17 protein-coding genes and 1 tRNA gene are annotated in these 15870 nt (G+C 57.2%); 10 read left to right on the top strand and 8 right to left on the bottom strand.

Going from position 1 to position 15870, the window contains the following annotated elements; all coding sequences use genetic code 11:
• Positions 1 to 1054, top strand: a 1054-nt coding sequence (locus tag FJ978_RS24855) for a hypothetical protein (RefSeq protein ID WP_210241450.1), incomplete at its 5' end; no start/stop codon positions are given.
• Between the two features lie 76 nt (positions 1055 to 1130).
• Positions 1131 to 1760: a hypothetical protein gene (locus FJ978_RS24860; protein WP_140574733.1), complete on the top strand. Its 630-nt coding sequence runs from the start codon at positions 1131 to 1133 to the stop codon at positions 1758 to 1760.
• A gap of 355 nt (positions 1761 to 2115) precedes the next feature.
• Here the strand turns inward: FJ978_RS24860 and FJ978_RS24865 are convergent, their stop codons facing one another.
• A complete protein-coding gene (locus tag FJ978_RS24865; RefSeq protein WP_140574735.1) occupies positions 2116 to 2913 on the bottom strand; it encodes a hypothetical protein in 798 nt (265 codons plus the stop codon).
• A gap of 219 nt (positions 2914 to 3132) precedes the next feature.
• Here FJ978_RS24865 and FJ978_RS24870 point away from each other — a divergent pair, with 219 nt between their 5' ends.
• Positions 3133 to 4029 carry a hypothetical protein gene (locus FJ978_RS24870; protein WP_140574737.1) on the top strand — a complete coding sequence of 299 codons (897 nt, stop codon included), beginning with the start codon at positions 3133 to 3135 and terminating at the stop codon, positions 4027 to 4029.
• A 10-nt stretch (positions 4030 to 4039) separates the two neighbouring features.
• Here FJ978_RS24870 and FJ978_RS24875 read toward each other — a convergent pair whose 3' ends face one another.
• The 3 genes from FJ978_RS24875 to FJ978_RS24885 form a co-directional block, all read right to left on the bottom strand.
• A complete protein-coding gene (locus FJ978_RS24875; protein ID WP_140574739.1) occupies positions 4040 to 4684 on the bottom strand; it encodes an SLATT domain-containing protein in 645 nt (214 codons plus the stop codon).
• Positions 4626 to 5507, bottom strand: a complete 882-nt coding sequence (locus tag FJ978_RS24880) for a nucleotidyltransferase (protein ID WP_140574741.1) — start codon at positions 5505 to 5507, stop codon at positions 4626 to 4628. Before FJ978_RS24880 ends, FJ978_RS24875 begins: the two co-directional genes overlap by 59 nt.
• Positions 5508 to 5627: 120 nt before the next feature.
• Positions 5628 to 6287, bottom strand: coding sequence for a DUF2726 domain-containing protein (locus FJ978_RS24885; RefSeq protein WP_140574743.1), 660 nt, complete (start codon positions 6285 to 6287; stop codon positions 5628 to 5630).
• A 356-nt stretch (positions 6288 to 6643) separates the two neighbouring features.
• Here FJ978_RS24885 and FJ978_RS24890 point away from each other — a divergent pair, with 356 nt between their 5' ends.
• The 4 genes from FJ978_RS24890 to FJ978_RS24905 all read left to right on the top strand — a co-directional run bounded on the left by FJ978_RS24890 (position 6644) and on the right by FJ978_RS24905 (position 10745).
• Positions 6644 to 7120: a hypothetical protein gene (locus FJ978_RS24890; RefSeq protein ID WP_140574745.1), complete on the top strand. Its 477-nt coding sequence runs from the start codon at positions 6644 to 6646 to the stop codon at positions 7118 to 7120.
• A gap of 64 nt (positions 7121 to 7184) precedes the next feature.
• The gene (locus FJ978_RS24895) at positions 7185 to 7760 is read left to right on the top strand and encodes a hypothetical protein (RefSeq protein ID WP_140574747.1); all 576 of its coding nucleotides are present in this window, start codon (positions 7185 to 7187) and stop codon (positions 7758 to 7760) included.
• A 301-nt stretch (positions 7761 to 8061) separates the two neighbouring features.
• The gene (locus FJ978_RS24900) at positions 8062 to 8505 is read left to right on the top strand and encodes a hypothetical protein (protein ID WP_140574749.1); all 444 of its coding nucleotides are present in this window, start codon (positions 8062 to 8064) and stop codon (positions 8503 to 8505) included.
• Positions 8506 to 9146: 641 nt separating this feature from the next.
• The gene (locus tag FJ978_RS24905) at positions 9147 to 10745 is read left to right on the top strand and encodes a recombinase family protein (RefSeq protein WP_140574750.1); all 1599 of its coding nucleotides are present in this window, start codon (positions 9147 to 9149) and stop codon (positions 10743 to 10745) included.
• Here the strand turns inward: FJ978_RS24905 and FJ978_RS24910 are convergent.
• Positions 10724 to 10800, bottom strand: a tRNA-Met gene (locus FJ978_RS24910). The genes FJ978_RS24905 and FJ978_RS24910 overlap by 22 nt on opposite strands.
• A gap of 240 nt (positions 10801 to 11040) precedes the next feature.
• Between FJ978_RS24910 and FJ978_RS24915 the strand changes: the two genes are divergently transcribed.
• Positions 11041 to 12000 carry a Gfo/Idh/MocA family oxidoreductase gene (locus FJ978_RS24915; RefSeq protein WP_140574752.1) on the top strand — a complete coding sequence of 320 codons (960 nt, stop codon included), beginning with the start codon at positions 11041 to 11043 and terminating at the stop codon, positions 11998 to 12000.
• Positions 12001 to 12155: 155 nt separating this feature from the next.
• Here the strand turns inward: FJ978_RS24915 and mnmA are convergent, their stop codons facing one another.
• Positions 12156 to 13346 (bottom strand): tRNA 2-thiouridine(34) synthase MnmA, encoded by a 1191-nt coding sequence (mnmA, locus tag FJ978_RS24920; protein WP_140574754.1) that lies wholly within the window; start codon positions 13344 to 13346, stop codon positions 12156 to 12158.
• A gap of 298 nt (positions 13347 to 13644) precedes the next feature.
• Between mnmA and FJ978_RS24925 the strand changes: the two genes are divergently transcribed.
• On the top strand, positions 13645 to 13920 hold the full coding sequence (locus FJ978_RS24925) for a DUF1153 domain-containing protein (RefSeq protein WP_006203587.1): 276 nt from the start codon (positions 13645 to 13647) through the stop codon (positions 13918 to 13920).
• Between the two features lie 70 nt (positions 13921 to 13990).
• Here FJ978_RS24925 and FJ978_RS24930 read toward each other — a convergent pair whose 3' ends face one another.
• On the bottom strand, positions 13991 to 14917 hold the full coding sequence (locus tag FJ978_RS24930) for an NADP-dependent oxidoreductase (protein WP_140574756.1): 927 nt from the start codon (positions 14915 to 14917) through the stop codon (positions 13991 to 13993).
• A gap of 89 nt (positions 14918 to 15006) precedes the next feature.
• Here FJ978_RS24930 and FJ978_RS24935 point away from each other — a divergent pair, with 89 nt between their 5' ends.
• Positions 15007 to 15405: a helix-turn-helix domain-containing protein gene (locus FJ978_RS24935; RefSeq protein ID WP_140574758.1), complete on the top strand. Its 399-nt coding sequence runs from the start codon at positions 15007 to 15009 to the stop codon at positions 15403 to 15405.
• A 73-nt stretch (positions 15406 to 15478) separates the two neighbouring features.
• On the opposite strand, the gene FJ978_RS24940 is transcribed toward FJ978_RS24935, so the two are convergent.
• On the bottom strand, positions 15479 to 15856 hold the full coding sequence (locus tag FJ978_RS24940) for a flagellar export protein FliJ (RefSeq protein ID WP_013893381.1): 378 nt from the start codon (positions 15854 to 15856) through the stop codon (positions 15479 to 15481).
• Positions 15857 to 15870 lie beyond the last annotated feature (14 nt).

The raw sequence follows: 15870 nt of genomic DNA on the forward strand, positions 1-15870 counted from the left end.
TGCCGACGCGAGACATGACATCTTCTTCAACAGGAGCAGCGCGCCATGGCCTTACCTCGACTTGGAAAGAGTGGGACGCGCGGGAGGGTCAGGCGAGTTGATGGAAGGTCGAACCCCTCTGCATGTTGTGTATCGAGAGCAATACCGAGGATCGCGGTATGCCCGTCATCTGTCGCGGGATGAACTGGGCACCCGTTTTCGTGACATCATGCGCAATCTCCTGACAGTGACGCCAAATACTAAGATCGGCGTACACCTGGTAGACGAGCAAAATGGCCCGGTGTGGGAAAAGTTCACGCACGTGGCTGAAGAAATGCAGCTACGATATGGGCCATGGCCCGCTGGCATGGGGCGGGACATTCTGCAGCGCGACCACTTGCCTAACTACGCGTCTAATCTGGCCAAACAAGCTGTGGAACGCATCTCGGCATTGGGCCTCCGGCGCGGTGACGTTTTCATCAAACTGGGTAAGCGCATCCACATGGAGCGGCTGTACCTTCACGGCCAATTGCGTATCCAGCCTGCCAGCTTCTTTTCCGAGCCAAACCATAATCAAGCAATCCGCGACGACGAGCTTTCCCTGTCCTTTTCCTTTGCGATGGTGCGAGATGACTTCGGGAAACTCGTTCGATACTCGCCGCAAGCCGATGGCGCTGCCGAGCAGCGCCTTGATGTCAGGTTCGATGCGCAATCGGATTACTACCTCTATTGCCTCACCTCCTCGGTTGAACCGCGCTTGGTAGTAGACTTCAGTGCTGAAGCCTGTGTAGTCATTCGCGACAAGGGCGCATTCCGCGACCGGCTGAGGCGGGCAGTGATTGCGCATGATCCTGAGCTAGAAATGCACGAGGGACCTGCAATTTACGTCGATCCCCTTGTTCCCACCTCAGGCCGCCCGTTTATTCCGCTCAGCAAATACTTCGGATATGCCTATCAAGATGAGTATCGTTTTTGCTGGCTCCCTCGACGCCCAGAGGAACGGTTGAGCCACATAGACTTGGAAATAGGCAGCCTTGAAGACATTGCAGAACTAGTCCTGCTGGACGCCGACTAGCCCCACTAGCCGCCCTCTGAGAATGAGTGATCACATGATACGGGGGCCCTTCCCAAATGAGTGGGACACCTCGCAATTGAGCGACAGCAGGCAGGCGTATCTAGACGCTGGGTTGTCCTTTGAAGAAATCTTCGGCCAAATCCAAGCCGAGTGCCATGTTATTGGGGCTAAGGTTAAGGGCTATGGGACGCCAGCACGTGGGGAGCCGAAGAATGCGCGGCAAGTCATCTTCCTCGTTCGGACGAGTAAGCAAGCCTGCGATCTCCTTTACAATGCGCCAGACGGCCTGCGTGGTCGCTACTGGCAAAGCCCCAACCATGGCTTTGTTGCAACTCAGTTCGTAATCCGTTCGTTGCAACCCGCTTTGATGACGTTTGCCGAACACAACCCGCCGGTCCTCTTGGGAAGAGTTGCTGATATGAGCATCGAAGAAATTCGGTGCTCCCTAGCGATCCCCTCGGCCAAACTCTGGCCACGAGAGCGTGACGACGATGAGGCTTCGCTTCTAACAGAAGACAAGCTCCTCGTGCCGAGATGGCTCGAAAATGAACAGCACGCTCAAATCAATCAAGGCATGTGGCGTCTAACCCCGACTGGCAGCGACCTAGAGATCAAGGGCGGGATTTTGGGTACTGACGGGCTTGAATACGTGCCGAACGGCAAACGCGACCGGTCCTGTCAGATACACCGATTTGGCTTCACCTAGAGTGACCCAATGCGCTCGACGGTGATCCAGCAACGTCGAAGGGATTTAGAGCCTTTGCCGTGGATAATTGTATGCGATGATACCATGACAGTCCGGTTCCAATCTCCGATACGCTTTGTTTGTCGCTCAGAAACACCTCCTGCCAGCGTCCCCGCCATTGGCGGGCTTGGCGGATTTTTGAAGCCTCAGCCGTTGCCCTCGTTAAAGCCATGGCCAGTAGCCATATGAAGTGGCGGAATTTGTCCTTAGACCAACAATGGAGGCTACAGCCCGCGCGAGTTTGATTGAGATGTACTGTATGGCCAATGAACTACCCGCAGGCGGCTTACGGCTCTCCGATTGACATCCGATCCCGTCAATCAGCCCAATCCTGCACGACCTTTGCATTTAAGAGAGGAGAGAGGTCAGAATTTGTCTTTCTCGATATACTGGCTTGGCCGGTGGTTTCACGGTAGTCAAACCACGCTTTTCCGAGGCTATCTATGAATTCTTGAAGTTCGGCGCCGTGCTCATTCGCAATGGGAACCCATATCTCGTAAGGTACGTCATCCCCGACATAGTGGTAAACGTTCGGGGTAAAATACACGATGCCGTCTTTTTCGCGCTCGGAGAGACGATCAAAGCCCTTTAAAACGACGTTCATTAATTGCATAGGCGGGAAGCCGAAATTGCCGCTATTGGCAATCAGTATCAGCCCCTTAGCGTCAGCCTTCCCAATCAAACGCCGTGAAGAAATTATCTGCTTGTTCGCTTTCCTCACGCAATCAATGATAGGCCGTGATACAGCTGAAAAAACTCTTTGATTAACGTCATCAGGCAGGTATTTTCTGCCGAATAGAAAGTCCGTATAGTCTTCTAAACGATACCCCAGCCACTTGTAGCTCGCCATAATACGTCGATCAATTGTTTCAAGGTCGAGAGCATCTGTCTCCAGTGTCTTTAGCTCGGCAATCACATTGTCGGTGGGAAAATAGTAGTCAGCATTCAGGGTGCTGCTCGGATTTTTAGAAACAAAGTGAGACAGAACGCCACCGCCACGGAAGGTTCTAACAAATTGGGTAAAAGTCTCCTCGACCCTAATTATGGGGGGTGGCATATGGAAATCTCCATTGAAGTCTATTCCAATAGGCGGGTTTAGTCGTTCAACAGGCATGCTTGCGCTTCTACCTGACTGTTGAACACCGGGCTATCCGGTGTCTCCTTGTGGACCCCCTTGCACGTCCCCAAAACTTTGCCCTCACTACCAAGGTTCGCGGTCCAACGCGAAGGCAGGCGGCAGGGGTCAAAGGCGAGCATGAAGCAGCCGGGCCGCCGTGTCAGTTGACCGTTTTGGGGATATAGGAAACCTTGTCTTTCGCGGAGGGTAGGTTCCATGTTCAGGTTCACAGCATTCTTCTTTGTACTAGTCTGGTGCGGAAGTGCCCAAGCCGCCGACGATGCAGTGGCACAGTTCAAGAATTACCTTCCTAGCGACATCCTCAAGCTATCGAAGGAAGAAATCTCGAAGTCTGTTCCTATGATGTATACCGGCGCTGCCAATCTGGCCACGTCGAAAGGCGGTGACTTGGTGATACAAGCGCAGTTGAACACGCTGATGTATGACGGCTTGGCTAACTACGAAAACGCCAAGAAAGCCTTCCAAGCCGACCTAGGCGAAAAATCAACGGGCGAATTGACCGTGTGGCAAATCCACACGCTTGGCTACCGATCAGCGCGTGCCAACATGACCTACGTGAGCTTCTTCTCCCTCGATTACGGTGGGGTCATGAACGAGGATTGGGCTTCGGTCAAAGGCACACTCCAAATCCTAGATGAGAGGATCGCATACCCAATCAACAATGTTGCCATCACGTGCGACCGTGTGAGAGCAACGTGCGACTATCGCCAGGTCGCCCTCATGCTCCCGGATGAAAACTCTTGGACGCAATCCTACAGTGTCGGGCAGGTCGCAAATGAGACGTATAGGATTACGCGCTGGGACGGCAATCAGATTGACGCGGTTCCCTATGAAAACACGGCCTGCCGCACGAACCAGCTAAGTCTCAATTTCACGACCAAAGAGTTTTTCGAGATTGCGCGAAACAATACGGCTGGCGACTGCGAGACGGGGCTAGGGGTCACTCTGCCAAAGCTCGAAAAGCCCCGCGTGTCGCAGATTGTTGATGGAGGCAAGATCGCGGATGCGGAGTTCAAGCGCATCAATGACGAAGCCTATGGGTTTATGTCGAACGCCTTTCGCAAGAAGATCGACGCTTTAAATTCCAAGTAGAGACGTGAAACTACTCTTTCGTAATTTGGGGATGCCCTGACCGCCTGAGACTGGCGGGCAACATCACGTCAATCTCCTTATCTGTGAAGGTCAGGTCCTCGTTGTTCTTCAAAGCATCCTGTGCCTTTCCATAAGCTTTGCCGTCAGTGTGCGGTGCGCCGTGGTAGATTTTGTGCAACGCTGCCTGCAAAGCGTCTCGCCGGTCGCGAAGCGAGGCGAGGTTGGCTTCTTGGTCTAGGACGTCCGTGATCAAGCTTAGATAAGCCTCCCTAACATTCCACATATCCGACGCCGTTTCTCTATGGCGCTGGGCAAGCGCACCGGGGTCCAAGTCCTTTAAATACGCATTAAAGATCAGGCTCAGGATTGAGAGCGCCGCCGTGGCGTACCCTGCATATCCTTCCCATGCGGACCCCTTCGAAAAGATCACGCTTACGGCCCCACCCGTTATCAGCGCCGACAAAACGATGTTGGCCCACTTACCGCGCTTGTGCCGAACATGAAGGCGCTCGGCCATCTTCTCATGGGTCTTGTGAGTGTACGCGCATCGCGCGTAGCACTCGCGGATTTGGCTTTCGAGCGCGTACCGTTCCGGCTCAAGTTGCGAAGGTCGGTCCAAAGACGTACCTCCACTTGGCACGACGTGTTGCGCCATTCTCGTCTCCCGTAAATCCGCAGGCTTCTACGGCGTTGTTGTAGTCAGCACGCGCTTTGTGCTGGAATGTTCCTTTGCTCCATACCGTGGAACCGCTTCCCGGCATCCGCCAGTAGGTCTGGTTCGTATCTCGCTCAGCAAGATAGAGGAGAAAATCCCGAGCCATCCAATCGTGATAGAGGAATGACTTGTCGCGATGAGGCCAATCTCCGATGAAGTAGTAGGCAAGGGCGTCAATCAACGCGCCGGACATGGGGGCATTGTTATGGTCACGCCACACGCGCATCATGCGGCAAAGGTGTTTGAGATTGCGATTGGTGACGAGGTTGCGGCTGGCAATGGCCTCGATCTCCGCTCGAGGATTGCAGGTCTTCCAGCTACCGCCGCCGTTGGCATTGGGATAAGTCCACGTGCCATCTGGATTGTTGAATACCGGCAAGACCTCAAAAGTCACGCCATCGGTAAAATTGACGACCACGACTTGTCCATCTCCGTAGCTATCAGAGGTAGGATAGGTCTTTCTGATCGACGTTTTCACAGCTTGGAGCAGCGCCGATTGTCCATTTGAAGTGTAGGAATTGTATTGCGAGTATAGATTAGATGGCAGAACATAAGCCATATCAAGGTCACTAAGTCCCTTGGCGGCGGTGTCGCGCCCGTAAGAGCCGACATACAGGCTGTTTGCGGTGTCGCTTGAAGAAGAACGGAAATCATAATTCAGCTGCCCGGTGATCCGCTTATACCGGTATGAAATGGACGAGATCAGGTCTGTTCCGATGTTGTAGCGGTCCTTAAACTGTGTGAACTCTTCCGCAACGCCCATATGTCCCCCCAAAGTTATGGGAACAATGTAGGAACACCCGGACCTATGTGCAATGAACCCCGGGCCGTAATCCACGACAAATGCAGAGACACTACCTCTGCTGCCTTATGAGGGGGTTAGTTATTGAGCCGCCGCTGGCCTATCCACGAGTTTCTCGACAAGCCGCTTGAGTTCGGAAGGTGTTGTATGACCTCCGACAATTTCATGATAACTGATGCCAGCCCGTCGAAGGGCTTCCTTTTTGACGGCATCACGTGCTGCTGCTGTACCTTGGTGATGCGCATGGCCTTGGTATTCGAGTGCATGTCGAGGCCGACAGTTCTCATCGACAAGAAGGAGGTCCACCCGTTTCGAGTTGATGCAACTGTAGGCTTTTCCATCCGTGCTACGAAGTATCTCGCCCAGCGACACCTGGGCCATGACCTGCCATCCCGGATTGCAGCCGATCACCATGCGATCAAGTTCCTTGAAGACGCGCATTTCACTCCCGTTGAGGAGCGGTTGAATAGTGAAATTCGCCCCCATAACAATCCGCAACTGGTCAGCAGGATCAGTTGGTTTCGGTGGCGCGGAAACAGGCTTCGGGGCGCCCCACAAGCCGCTAAGGATGTCGCCCCCACTGCGCTCTTTCGCCCAGCGCCAGCGGTTCTTTTCCCTCCACGCCTGCCTCCGTTTTCTCGAAAGGAAACGCTCCAAGGCCATACCAACGAGGACGCCTGCCAGCAGAATGCCAAATAGCGGAAAGATTTGCTGTGCTTGCTCACTAAACTCGGGTGGCATGCAAGTAAGATACCTCGTTGGCGCCGAACCTCAACCATAACAGTAAACAGGCCGACGGTCAGCAATCCCAATTTTGTATTATGATCTGCTGTCAGCGTGCGGATTGACGGATTTTGGAAGCCCCTTGCGATGCTGACATTAGTCTCGTGGCCAGCAGCCATAGGGAGCGGGGGAATTTGTCCTTGACCCAAAGATGGGCAGCTACAGCCCGTTGCGGCTGTCGCGTATCGTGCTGCCAGTTCCTCAATTCCAGCGGTAGTCGCTTGGCCGGTTCGCCTGTTTCTGGCATGATACGCCGTGGTGGTAGTCGCGGTGCCAAGCAACACCGAGCCACGACCAGAAGGCAGGCCAAAGGCATGTCAATCCAACTGTACACCCAATATCGGCGAGCGCTGAAAACCGCACCGTTCAGCGCGGACTATGCCGAATACGAGTGGTACCGCCTGCCTCAGCGAATGCACATGTCGTTAATGCCTTATGGGACCATGCTGCGGGAGTTCTCCGCTGAAATCGCGAATGAGATCAACGCCCTGATCAACTATGCGCATCGCCTAGCGGCGTGGGAAGAAGTGATGAGGCCGCTTACCGACCAAAGAAAGCTTGATGTGCTGGTGGAGTTCGTATCGCCCATTGCTTCTCTCGCACTGGGGATGCCCTACTCAATTCGTTCCCGCTTTCTGTTCGCGGCAGTTCATCTCTGTCATCAGGTGAACCAGCTACAGCACGGAAAACGATGGGTCGATAAGCTGCCGCCCGACCGAGAGTTTTTCTCTTACCTGCAATCTATTTGCGTAAACACGCAAGTCAGCTACAATTTCCCTACGTTTCGGTAATCTGGAATGTGCGAGATAGCTCAGCGGATTTCCCAAGCGCCTCGCGTGGTGGGGGCACGCCGATATGGGCCAGCTATCGATTTGGCATTACCTTGTCATGCTCGTCCTTGTGGCGCTGCCACTGGCTCTTGTGGTGCTGGCAATAGTCAAACCGGGGACTTTCAGGAAAACGATTATCATACTAGCTATTGGCTCGGCGGGGCCGTTGTCATTCGGAGCAGTTGACCTCGTCGCCAAACTCTTGCCCGAGAGCCAGCCTGTTTCGGATGCTGGCACGGCGTCTACCCCAACCGATGTCTCAGTGTCGACGTCAGGAAAGACCGCCCCGGTAGTGGTCGATCAACCCCCGCCTGTCAAAGCGATCCATCCACGCCCATCCAACCCAGATGCGCAGTTTGCCATTGATAAAGCTCCGGGCTGTCGGCTGCCGGGTGACGTTGACAAATTCAACAACCTGGTCTGGGCCAATCGCGTCGATCTGGCTCTCAAACTCGACTGCATCATCATCCCCCAAGGCACAGAAGTCACTCTCCTCGATACGATTGGAGACTTAGAGCAAGTTATCTGGGAAAACGATGGGAAGACCGTCGAGCTTTGGTCTAGTCGTTACAATTTCAAATACAATTTCACACGTGAGTAGAAGTACGCATCGGCAACCGTTCTCCAGCGTCTTGGATGTCCGAACCTTGTGAAATCAATTTCATTTCTTCGGCTGTGGCGGGTGTCGCGTCCATTGCGAGACTATAGTTCTTGAGGCCCGTTGCGCTGGGGGATTTGAGGCCCAAGTGATGCCATGTTGGGAGCAACATTCGGAGGGATTTGACTTCCCGCGCACCCTGAGTAGCCTTATGTCATGCCCGCATCACGGAGGATCAGTGGCACCCTGCGCTGCTGAGCCTCCGCGACCTCCCAGCGCCAAATCCGTCGCGGGGAGATCGAGAATGAAGAAGAAATCTACATTCGGCATGCCCGGCCTGATTGCGCAGTTACGCAACGTGGTTGACGGGCAATGGCCTGCCGCACTGTTGCTCTACAGGCTGCTCTATCGTTGGAGCAACGTTCCAACCAAGCTCACCAGAAACAAACGCGAGTGGATCGCTATGTCTCGCGAGGACTGGGCGCGGGAGGCCGGTCTGTCGGCTAGCGAGATGAAAAACAGGGCGCTGCCGCATTTGCGGAAGTATACCTTTGTGGCAATCCGGGCGATGAAGCTGGGCAACGTCAAGCTACTCTGGATGAGCCTCGATCCCGATGAGCTTGAGAGCCATAAGACCCCGTGGGACATGTATGAGCACAAGCTCAACGGAGGGGCCGTCATCGGCGCGAAAAAAATACCATCCTACCCCTATAAGAAGCCCCAGAACCACAAGGCCAAGAAGCTTTGAATTGTGCCAAAGGTTGACGAACCTCGGTAGTCTGGCTGTTGGCCTATCTCTAGATTGTCTAGATGTGTTGACGATCTTTACTGAGATGAGTGCAAACCTATAGAGCTGAATAAGACGATCTCTTGCCATGGAAGTCAGTCCCGACTTCTATGGCGTCACCGCTCACGCTGCGCGTTCGGGCGACTTTCGCTTCGCTCTACGAAAAAAGATTTCGGGATAAGAAGGTAGGTAGGAATGAAAGAAATGTAGGAACTGTATTCCCGTGTAACTCGGAGGCGCGCCGCTTGAGTTTGACTTACGGGCTTACCAGTGGTGTCATTCGCACGCTTGTGGAGTAAGTGCTCAACCGCCTAAGGGGGAGGAGCCGTCAGACCGTGAGGGCACGCGGACAGGCACGCTGCAAGTGTGTGCCAGCATCTCCGCACGCACCTATCCTTCCGGAGCAAGTGCGTGCCCCTCGTTCTCAATAAGCGGCGGACCCAAGCCCGCCCTGACCCCGAACCCTCGGCCAGATGTGGCTCAATAGTTGTGGCTTTTCCCAACGTGAAATCAATTTCACAGCATGAATTGGACCGGCTCGTGATCTTCCTTGCGAAGAAAGCTGCCAAGGAGGATCATCTTGTGAGTTTAGAAGAGGGTTGATGATGCGCGCCGCGATCTACAGTCGATTTTCGACGGAGATGCAAAATCCTCGGTCCGTAGAAGATCAGTTTGAATATTGCCGTGCGTATGCAACCCGCGAAGGGCTTTCGGTTGTAGCCACTTTCGCAGATCACGCCCGATCTGGGGGGTCGATGGTCGGAAGGGATGGCTTGTCGGACTTAATGGAGAAAGCCAAAGCGGGCCAGTTTGAACTCGTCATTGTCGAAGCTCTGGACCGCTTGTCGCGCGATTTGGAGGACCTGGCGGGCATTCACAAACGGCTCCAATTCGCCGGGGTACAAATCAGGGCGGTCAATGATGGGCCGGTTGATGGCCTCATGGTCGGCCTTAGGGGCTTGATCGGGCAGATGCAACGAGAGGATGGGGCGAAGAAAGTCCGTCGAGGCATGGCGGGTGTCATTCGAGAAGGTCGCAGCGCGGGCGGTCGAGCTTACGGATACCGCGCAGTGCCGGGGCGGCTCGGCGAGCTAGAGATTGTGGAGGCCGAAGCCGAGATCGTTCGCCGCGTCTTCGCGGAATACGCTGAAGGCAATTCCCCTAGGCGGATCGCCTACGGCTTGAACCGAAACGGCATCGCTCCGCCGCGCGGCAAAGTTTGGAATGCCTCGACCATCCATGGCAACCTGCAACGCGGATACGGCATCCTGAACAACGAGCTATATTTAGGTCGGGTCGTCTGGAACAAGGTGCGGATGGTGAAGAACCCCGACACTGGGAAGCGCGTATCGCGGATCAATGGGTCCCAGGAGAGGCACATCGCTGTGGTGCCGCACCTGCAGATAATATCTGACGAGACCTTTGACCGTGTTCGCGAACTGCGGGTCGCAGCTACCAAGAAGCGGCCTGAGACCCAACGCCGCCCGAAGCGCATATTGTCCGGCCTCCTGCGCTGTGGGGCGTGTGGTGCCGGAGTGTCCACTTGCGGGAAAGATAAGTCAGGGAGGACGCGCGTGAGGTGTTCAGCCGCACGAGAGAGCGGAACGTGTCCCGACCCAAAAACCTGCTATCTCGATACAGTTGAAACGGTGGTGATCAGTGTTTTGATGGCTGAATTGAGGGAGCCGCGTAAGGTCACCCTCTTCATCGAAGCCTATGTGGCCGAGAGGAAACACCTACTTGCAACTTCGGAACGACGGCGTTCGACATTGACGCGCCAGATTGCGGAAAAGCAGCGCGAGATCGACCGTATAGTAGATGGGTTCGCCAAAGGGGTGCTCACCCCGGACGATGTAGGGGACAGGGTGCATATACTTCGTGCCGTGCGGCAGGGCTTGGAGCGCGAATTGGAGATCGTTCCGAAGGAGATAGACGTCGTTGTGCTTCACCCGCATGCGCTTGCTCAGTACGAGGCGAAATTGGGTCGCCTGAGAGAAGAACTTCAAGACGGCATCGACAATGGCAACAGCGAAGGTGCGAACGCGATCCGCGAACTTGTAGATAGCGTCACAGTGTTTCCAAGCCGCGATAAGCAGGGTGGAGTGAGCGTCAACATCCGGGGTAGATTGAACGCCCTCGTAGGGGCGCAAGGCTTTGGGAGCCTCGGTGTTGTTAACGATGGTAGCGGGAGAGGGACTTGAACCCCCGACCCCAGGATTATGATTCCCGTGCTCTAACCAACTGAGCTACCCCGCCAGGGCGGCGAAAGGCCCGAAAACCGCCTTAAATCGAAAGGCATTTCGAGGCGTTCGCCAAGGTCGCGCGGATATAAGGTTGGGAGGGCGAGCCTGTCAAGCTTCGAAGCATTCCATATCGCCGCATATTCTCATTGCCGAAAAAGCTTTGCCGCGTCGACATTTGGTTGCAGCCGCCGGGGTTGAGTTCGAAGGGGCACGTCGCTATGTCTCGGCCACGAGTTTTTAGAGTTTGAAACAGATGAAGCCGCGCATTGCAGTCCTCGGTTGCGGATACTGGGGCAGCAACCACATCCGCACCCTCAAGGCGCTCGGCGCGCTGCACGCGGTCTCGGACGCCAACCGTGCTCGTGCCGAAGGTTTTGCCAGCGAACAGGATTGCCTGGCGATCGAGCCCGACCAGCTGTTCGTCCGCGATGACATCGACGCCATCGTCATGGCCTTGCCGCCGCAGTTCCATGCCGATCTTTCCGTGCGCGCCGTCGAGAGCGGCAAGGACGTGCTGGTGGAAAAGCCGATCGCGCTGACGGTCGCGGATGCCGAGCGCTCGGTGCAGGCGGCCAAGGACAATGGCCGCGTCTTCATGGTCGGACATGTCCTGCGTTTCCACCCCGCCTTCGAGACGCTGAAGGGGCTGATCGACAATGGCGAGCTCGGCGAGGTCCGCTATATCCACTCGCACCGGCTCGGCCTCGGCAAGTTCCACACCGAGAACGATGCGCTGTGGGACCTTGCACCGCACGATCTGTCGATGATCCTGGCCATCACCGGCACGGAGCCGATCGAGGTGCGCGGCGAGGGGGCGGCACTGCTCGACAATCTCAGCGACTTCGCGCATCTGCATATGCGCTTTCCCAACGGCCTGCGCAGCCACCTCTTCGCGTCACGGCTCAATCCCTATCGCGAGCGGCGGCTGACCGTGGTCGGCACCAAAGCGATGGCGGTGTTCGACGATGTCGAGCCATGGGAGCGCAAGCTTGCCGTCTACCGCCACGCGGTGTGGCAGGACAGCGGCCAATGGGCGTTCACCACCAACGAGCCGTCCTATGTCGCGGTTGCGCAAGGCATGCCGCTGACGCGCGAGCTGGAGCATTTCATCCAGTGCATCGAGACGCGGGCCGAGCCACGCACCAGCGGAGAGGAAGCGATCAGGGTGCTGCGCATCCTGACTGCGGGAACGGTCACCCACACCAAGTCCTGAGAGACCGTTTGGAAATTCTACTCTGGCCGCCATCTGACGGCGTTTTCTGCGCTTCCGGTGCTCACGGACCCAAATGTCCGCTGCGCTCCGGTTCTCGAAATCACCACCATATGACTCGCCAGAGCGAATTTCGAAACGGTCTCGGAGGGTAGAGTTTACTCGGCCGGAATCTGCGCCGGCCTTGCGGCAAGCCGGCTGAGCATCGCCTCGGCCTCGGCGCCGCGCTCGGAGCGCTCGATGAAGCCGCCGCCGAAGACGCGGGCCTCGTTGCCGTCGTCTGAATAAAGCACGCAGGCCTGTCCGGGCGCGATGCCGGACTCGCCATCGGCCAGTTCGACCGAAGTCACGCCGGCCTCGTGACGCAGCACCGCCGGGCGCGGCGGCCTGGTCGAGCGGACCTTGGCGAACAGCTCGATGCCGCCTGCGGGAATACCGGTGAGCTGACCGTCGCCAAGCCAGTTCATATTGCGCAGGTAGATATTGTGCGTCTCCAGCGCCTCGCGGGGGCCGACCACGACGCGGGCCCGTTCGGCGTCGAGATGGACGACATAGAGCGGCTCGCCGGACGCGATGCCGATGCCGCGGCGCTGGCCGATCGTGTAGCGCAGGATGCCTTCATGGCGGCCGAGCACGCGGCCGTCGATGTGCACGATGTCGCCCGGATTGGCGGCTGAAGGCTTCAGCTTGGCGATGATGTCGGAATACTTTCCCTGCGGCACGAAGCAGATGTCCTGGCTGTCCTGCTTGGCGGCGACCGTCAGCCCCATCTCCTCGGCAATGGCGCGAACCTGCGGCTTCGACAGGCCGCCGAGCGGAAATCTGAGATAGTCGATCTGCGCCTGGGTGGTGGCGAACAGGAAATAGCTCTGGTCGCGGTCGGCATCGACCGGCCGGTAGAGCGCGCGATGGGCGCCGTTGGCGCCGGAGCGGATGTAGTGACCGGTGGCCAGCGCATCGGCGCCCAGCTCCTTGGCGGTGGCCAGAAGATCGGCGAACTTCACTGTCTGGTTGCAGGAGACGCAAGGGATGGGCGTTTCGCCGGCGACGTAGCTCTCGGCGAACGGGTCGATGACCGCCTTGCGGAACCGTTCCTCATAATCGAGCACGTAGTGGGGAATGCCGAGCGTCTCGGAGACGCGGCGGGCATCGTCGATATCCTGTCCGGCGCAGCATGAACCGGCCCGGTGCGTCGCCGCGCCATGATCATAGAGCTGCAAGGTGACGCCGACGACGTCATAGCCCTCGCGCTTCAGCAGGCCGGCGACCACGGACGAATCCACGCCGCCCGACATGGCGACGACGATGCGGGTGTTTTCGGGACGTCCGGGAAGATCGAGACTGTTCATGGTGCTTTCATTCTGCGCGGCACCTGAATGCCAATGTCGAGAATATAGGTCAAGCTTTCCGGCGACGCCAGCTTGCAAGCCAATTCACGGGCCAATTCACGGCTTGTGGCCGATCCGCGACCGGACGGGTTTTCCCGGTCAATTTAAGGCTTCCAGCCAGATATTTCAAATGCCGGCGAAAAGACTAACGCGGCGTTCACGATCCTTACCTAGTCATTAGGGTCTGCTTAGGCAATTTTTAAAGCTGTGGCGGTAACGTGGCGGGGATTGGGTCTTTGAGTTTTTTGTAGAGAGTACGATGACCGATCTGGTTAGACCTAGAGTCAAGTATGTTATCGGGCCTGACGGCAGCCCCCTTACGATTGCCGATCTGCCGCCGACGAACACGCGTCGCTGGGTCATCCGGCGCAAGGCGGAAGTGGTCGCGGCGGTGCGTGGCGGACTTTTGAGCCTCGAAGAGGCCTGCCAACGCTACAAGCTGACCACAGAGGAATTCCTGTCCTGGCAGGCGTCGATCGACGAATACGGTCTCGCCGGACTGCGCACCACGCGCATCCAGCAATACCGGCATTAGAGCAGTTCGAAAACAGTCAAAGGGCGCGGCACTCCGCGCCCTTTTTGTTTTTCGAGCAATTTTCCGGCGGTCACACCGTCAGCACCACCTTGCCGATCGGCTTGGTGGCGAGAAAGGCGTGGGCAGCGCCGGCCTCTTCGAGCGGGAAGCTCTTCGCCACATGGATGGCGAGCTTGTTCGCATCGATCAAGCGGCCAAGTTCCACCAGGCCTTCGCGATCGGGCACGACGGACATGCGCTCGACCCGGATGTCGCGCGCGCCGGCATCGGCTCGCGTGGCGTCGTTGACATTAAGCAATGACACCAGCACGCCTCCACGCTTGATGACCTTCAGCGAGCGATCGGCGTGGTCGCCGCCCACTGGCTCCAGCACCAGATCGATGTCGCTGATCTGGCTTGTGAAATCGCGCTTGGTGTAGTCGATGACCTCGTCGGCGCCGAGCTTGCGCACGAAATCGAGCTTGTTTGGGCTGGCGGTGGCGATGACGTAAGCGCCGCGCGCCTTGGCGATCTGCACCGCCAGATGGCCGACACCGCCGGCACCCGCATGCACCAGCACGCGCTGGCCCGATTTCAGTCCACCATGGCGGACAAGGCCTTGCCAGGCGGTAAGGCCGGCCAATGGCAATGCGCCGGCCTGGATGTGGTTGGCTCTCTTAGGCTTGAGTGCGATTTCATCCGCGGGGACAGTCACCAGTTCCGCGTAGGCCGCCGCCTGCTTGGGGAAGCGCGGCATGCCGAACACCTCGTCGCCAACCTTGAAGGCGGTGACGCCGTCGCCCAGCGCCTCGACCGTCCCCGAGATGTCCCAGCCGAGGATGAAGGGCGGCTCGCCAAGCAAGGGATAATAGCCGGCGCGTACGGCGCTATCGACGGGATTGATGCCGGCGGCCTGGACTCGAACCAGCACCTCGCCGGCTTGGGGCGAGGGATCGGGCTGATTGGCAATGACGAGGACGTCGGGTCCGCCGACGGTGTTCTGGATAACGGCACGCATGGGGTGTCTCCTGCTTGGTTGGCGCCACTATCATTTGGATAGTAATGATCTCTTGTCCAGTATGTACCTTTCTGATATATAGGTACCCTATGGATAGTGAAGATAGTTGCTCCTTCGGCTATGACGCGTTCCGACAGACATGTCCGTCGCACACCGTGCTCGAGATGCTGGCCAGCAAATGGGTCTATCTGGTGGTTTGCGCGCTGTGCAAAGGCCGGCGGCGCAATGGCGAGCTTGCCCGCAAGCTCGAAGGCATCACGCCCAAGATGCTGACGCAGACATTGCGCGTGCTGGAGCGCGACGGCCTGGTGCGGCGGGAGGTCTATCCGGTTATTCCGCCACGCGTCGAATATGAGCTGACCGAGCTTGGCCAGAACCTGGCGGGATTGCTCACCCAGATCAGGTCATGGGCCGAGCAGCACGCACCGGACATCAAGGATGCCCGCGCAAGGGCGATTGCCGCAAATGAAGGGGATTGGGCTGCCTAGAGCCGGTTCACCCTCTCGAGGCCGTCGCCCGGTAGGTTGCGCGCGCCGGGCGGACGCGCTCGGGACGCGGATGTCAGCCGATCATGGCGCTGCGGCCGCCGGTTTCGGTCTCGCGGATCTTCGTGTCGCGCGATTCCAGCATTTCAGCCTTGGAAAGCTCCGCTTCAGCTTCGCCGAGTAATGATTCGGCAGCGCTTCGCTGCTGGGCGAGGTCGCTTTGCGAATTTCTAAGGTTGTCGCGGCGCAAACGCGCCGCCTTGGCGAAGGTCGGATAGGCAAAATGGTTGATGTCGGTGATGCCGGCTTTCTTTTCCTCGGCGGTGATCTGAAGCTCCAGTTCGACGGCCATGCGTTCGAACTCGGCGATCATCATGTCGAGCTGCAGAAGCTGACGCCGCTTCTCATTCACCTGAAACTGTTTCAGCCGAACGAGGTTTTCACGTGACTTCATGATTCGGTACTCCC

The sequence above is a fragment of the Mesorhizobium sp. B1-1-7 genome (assembly GCF_006442705.1).
GTDB lineage: Bacteria > Pseudomonadota > Alphaproteobacteria > Rhizobiales > Rhizobiaceae > Mesorhizobium > Mesorhizobium opportunistum.

Excerpts from the sequence above, each read along its gene's own strand:
- FJ978_RS24865 (WP_140574735.1), bottom strand. The coding sequence starts at position 2,913 with ATGCCTGTTGAACGACTAAACCCGCCTATTGGAATAGACTTCAATGGA.
- FJ978_RS24935 (WP_140574758.1), top strand. The coding sequence starts at position 15,007 with ATGGATAGTGAAGATAGTTGCTCCTTCGGCTATGACGCGTTCCGACAG.
- FJ978_RS24880 (WP_140574741.1), bottom strand. The coding sequence starts at position 5,507 with ATGGGCGTTGCGGAAGAGTTCACACAGTTTAAGGACCGCTACAACATC.
- FJ978_RS24900 (WP_140574749.1), top strand. The coding sequence starts at position 8,062 with ATGAAGAAGAAATCTACATTCGGCATGCCCGGCCTGATTGCGCAGTTA.
- mnmA (WP_140574754.1), bottom strand. The coding sequence starts at position 13,346 with ATGAACAGTCTCGATCTTCCCGGACGTCCCGAAAACACCCGCATCGTC.
- FJ978_RS24870 (WP_140574737.1), top strand. The coding sequence starts at position 3,133 with ATGTTCAGGTTCACAGCATTCTTCTTTGTACTAGTCTGGTGCGGAAGT.
- FJ978_RS24890 (WP_140574745.1), top strand. The coding sequence starts at position 6,644 with ATGTCAATCCAACTGTACACCCAATATCGGCGAGCGCTGAAAACCGCA.
- FJ978_RS24895 (WP_140574747.1), top strand. The coding sequence starts at position 7,185 with ATGGGCCAGCTATCGATTTGGCATTACCTTGTCATGCTCGTCCTTGTG.
- FJ978_RS24905 (WP_140574750.1), top strand. The coding sequence starts at position 9,147 with ATGATGCGCGCCGCGATCTACAGTCGATTTTCGACGGAGATGCAAAAT.
- FJ978_RS24925 (WP_006203587.1), top strand. The coding sequence starts at position 13,645 with ATGACCGATCTGGTTAGACCTAGAGTCAAGTATGTTATCGGGCCTGAC.
- FJ978_RS24930 (WP_140574756.1), bottom strand. The coding sequence starts at position 14,917 with ATGCGTGCCGTTATCCAGAACACCGTCGGCGGACCCGACGTCCTCGTC.
- FJ978_RS24885 (WP_140574743.1), bottom strand. The coding sequence starts at position 6,287 with ATGCCACCCGAGTTTAGTGAGCAAGCACAGCAAATCTTTCCGCTATTT.
- FJ978_RS24875 (WP_140574739.1), bottom strand. The coding sequence starts at position 4,684 with ATGGCGCAACACGTCGTGCCAAGTGGAGGTACGTCTTTGGACCGACCT.
- FJ978_RS24915 (WP_140574752.1), top strand. The coding sequence starts at position 11,041 with ATGAAGCCGCGCATTGCAGTCCTCGGTTGCGGATACTGGGGCAGCAAC.
- FJ978_RS24940 (WP_013893381.1), bottom strand. The coding sequence starts at position 15,856 with ATGAAGTCACGTGAAAACCTCGTTCGGCTGAAACAGTTTCAGGTGAAT.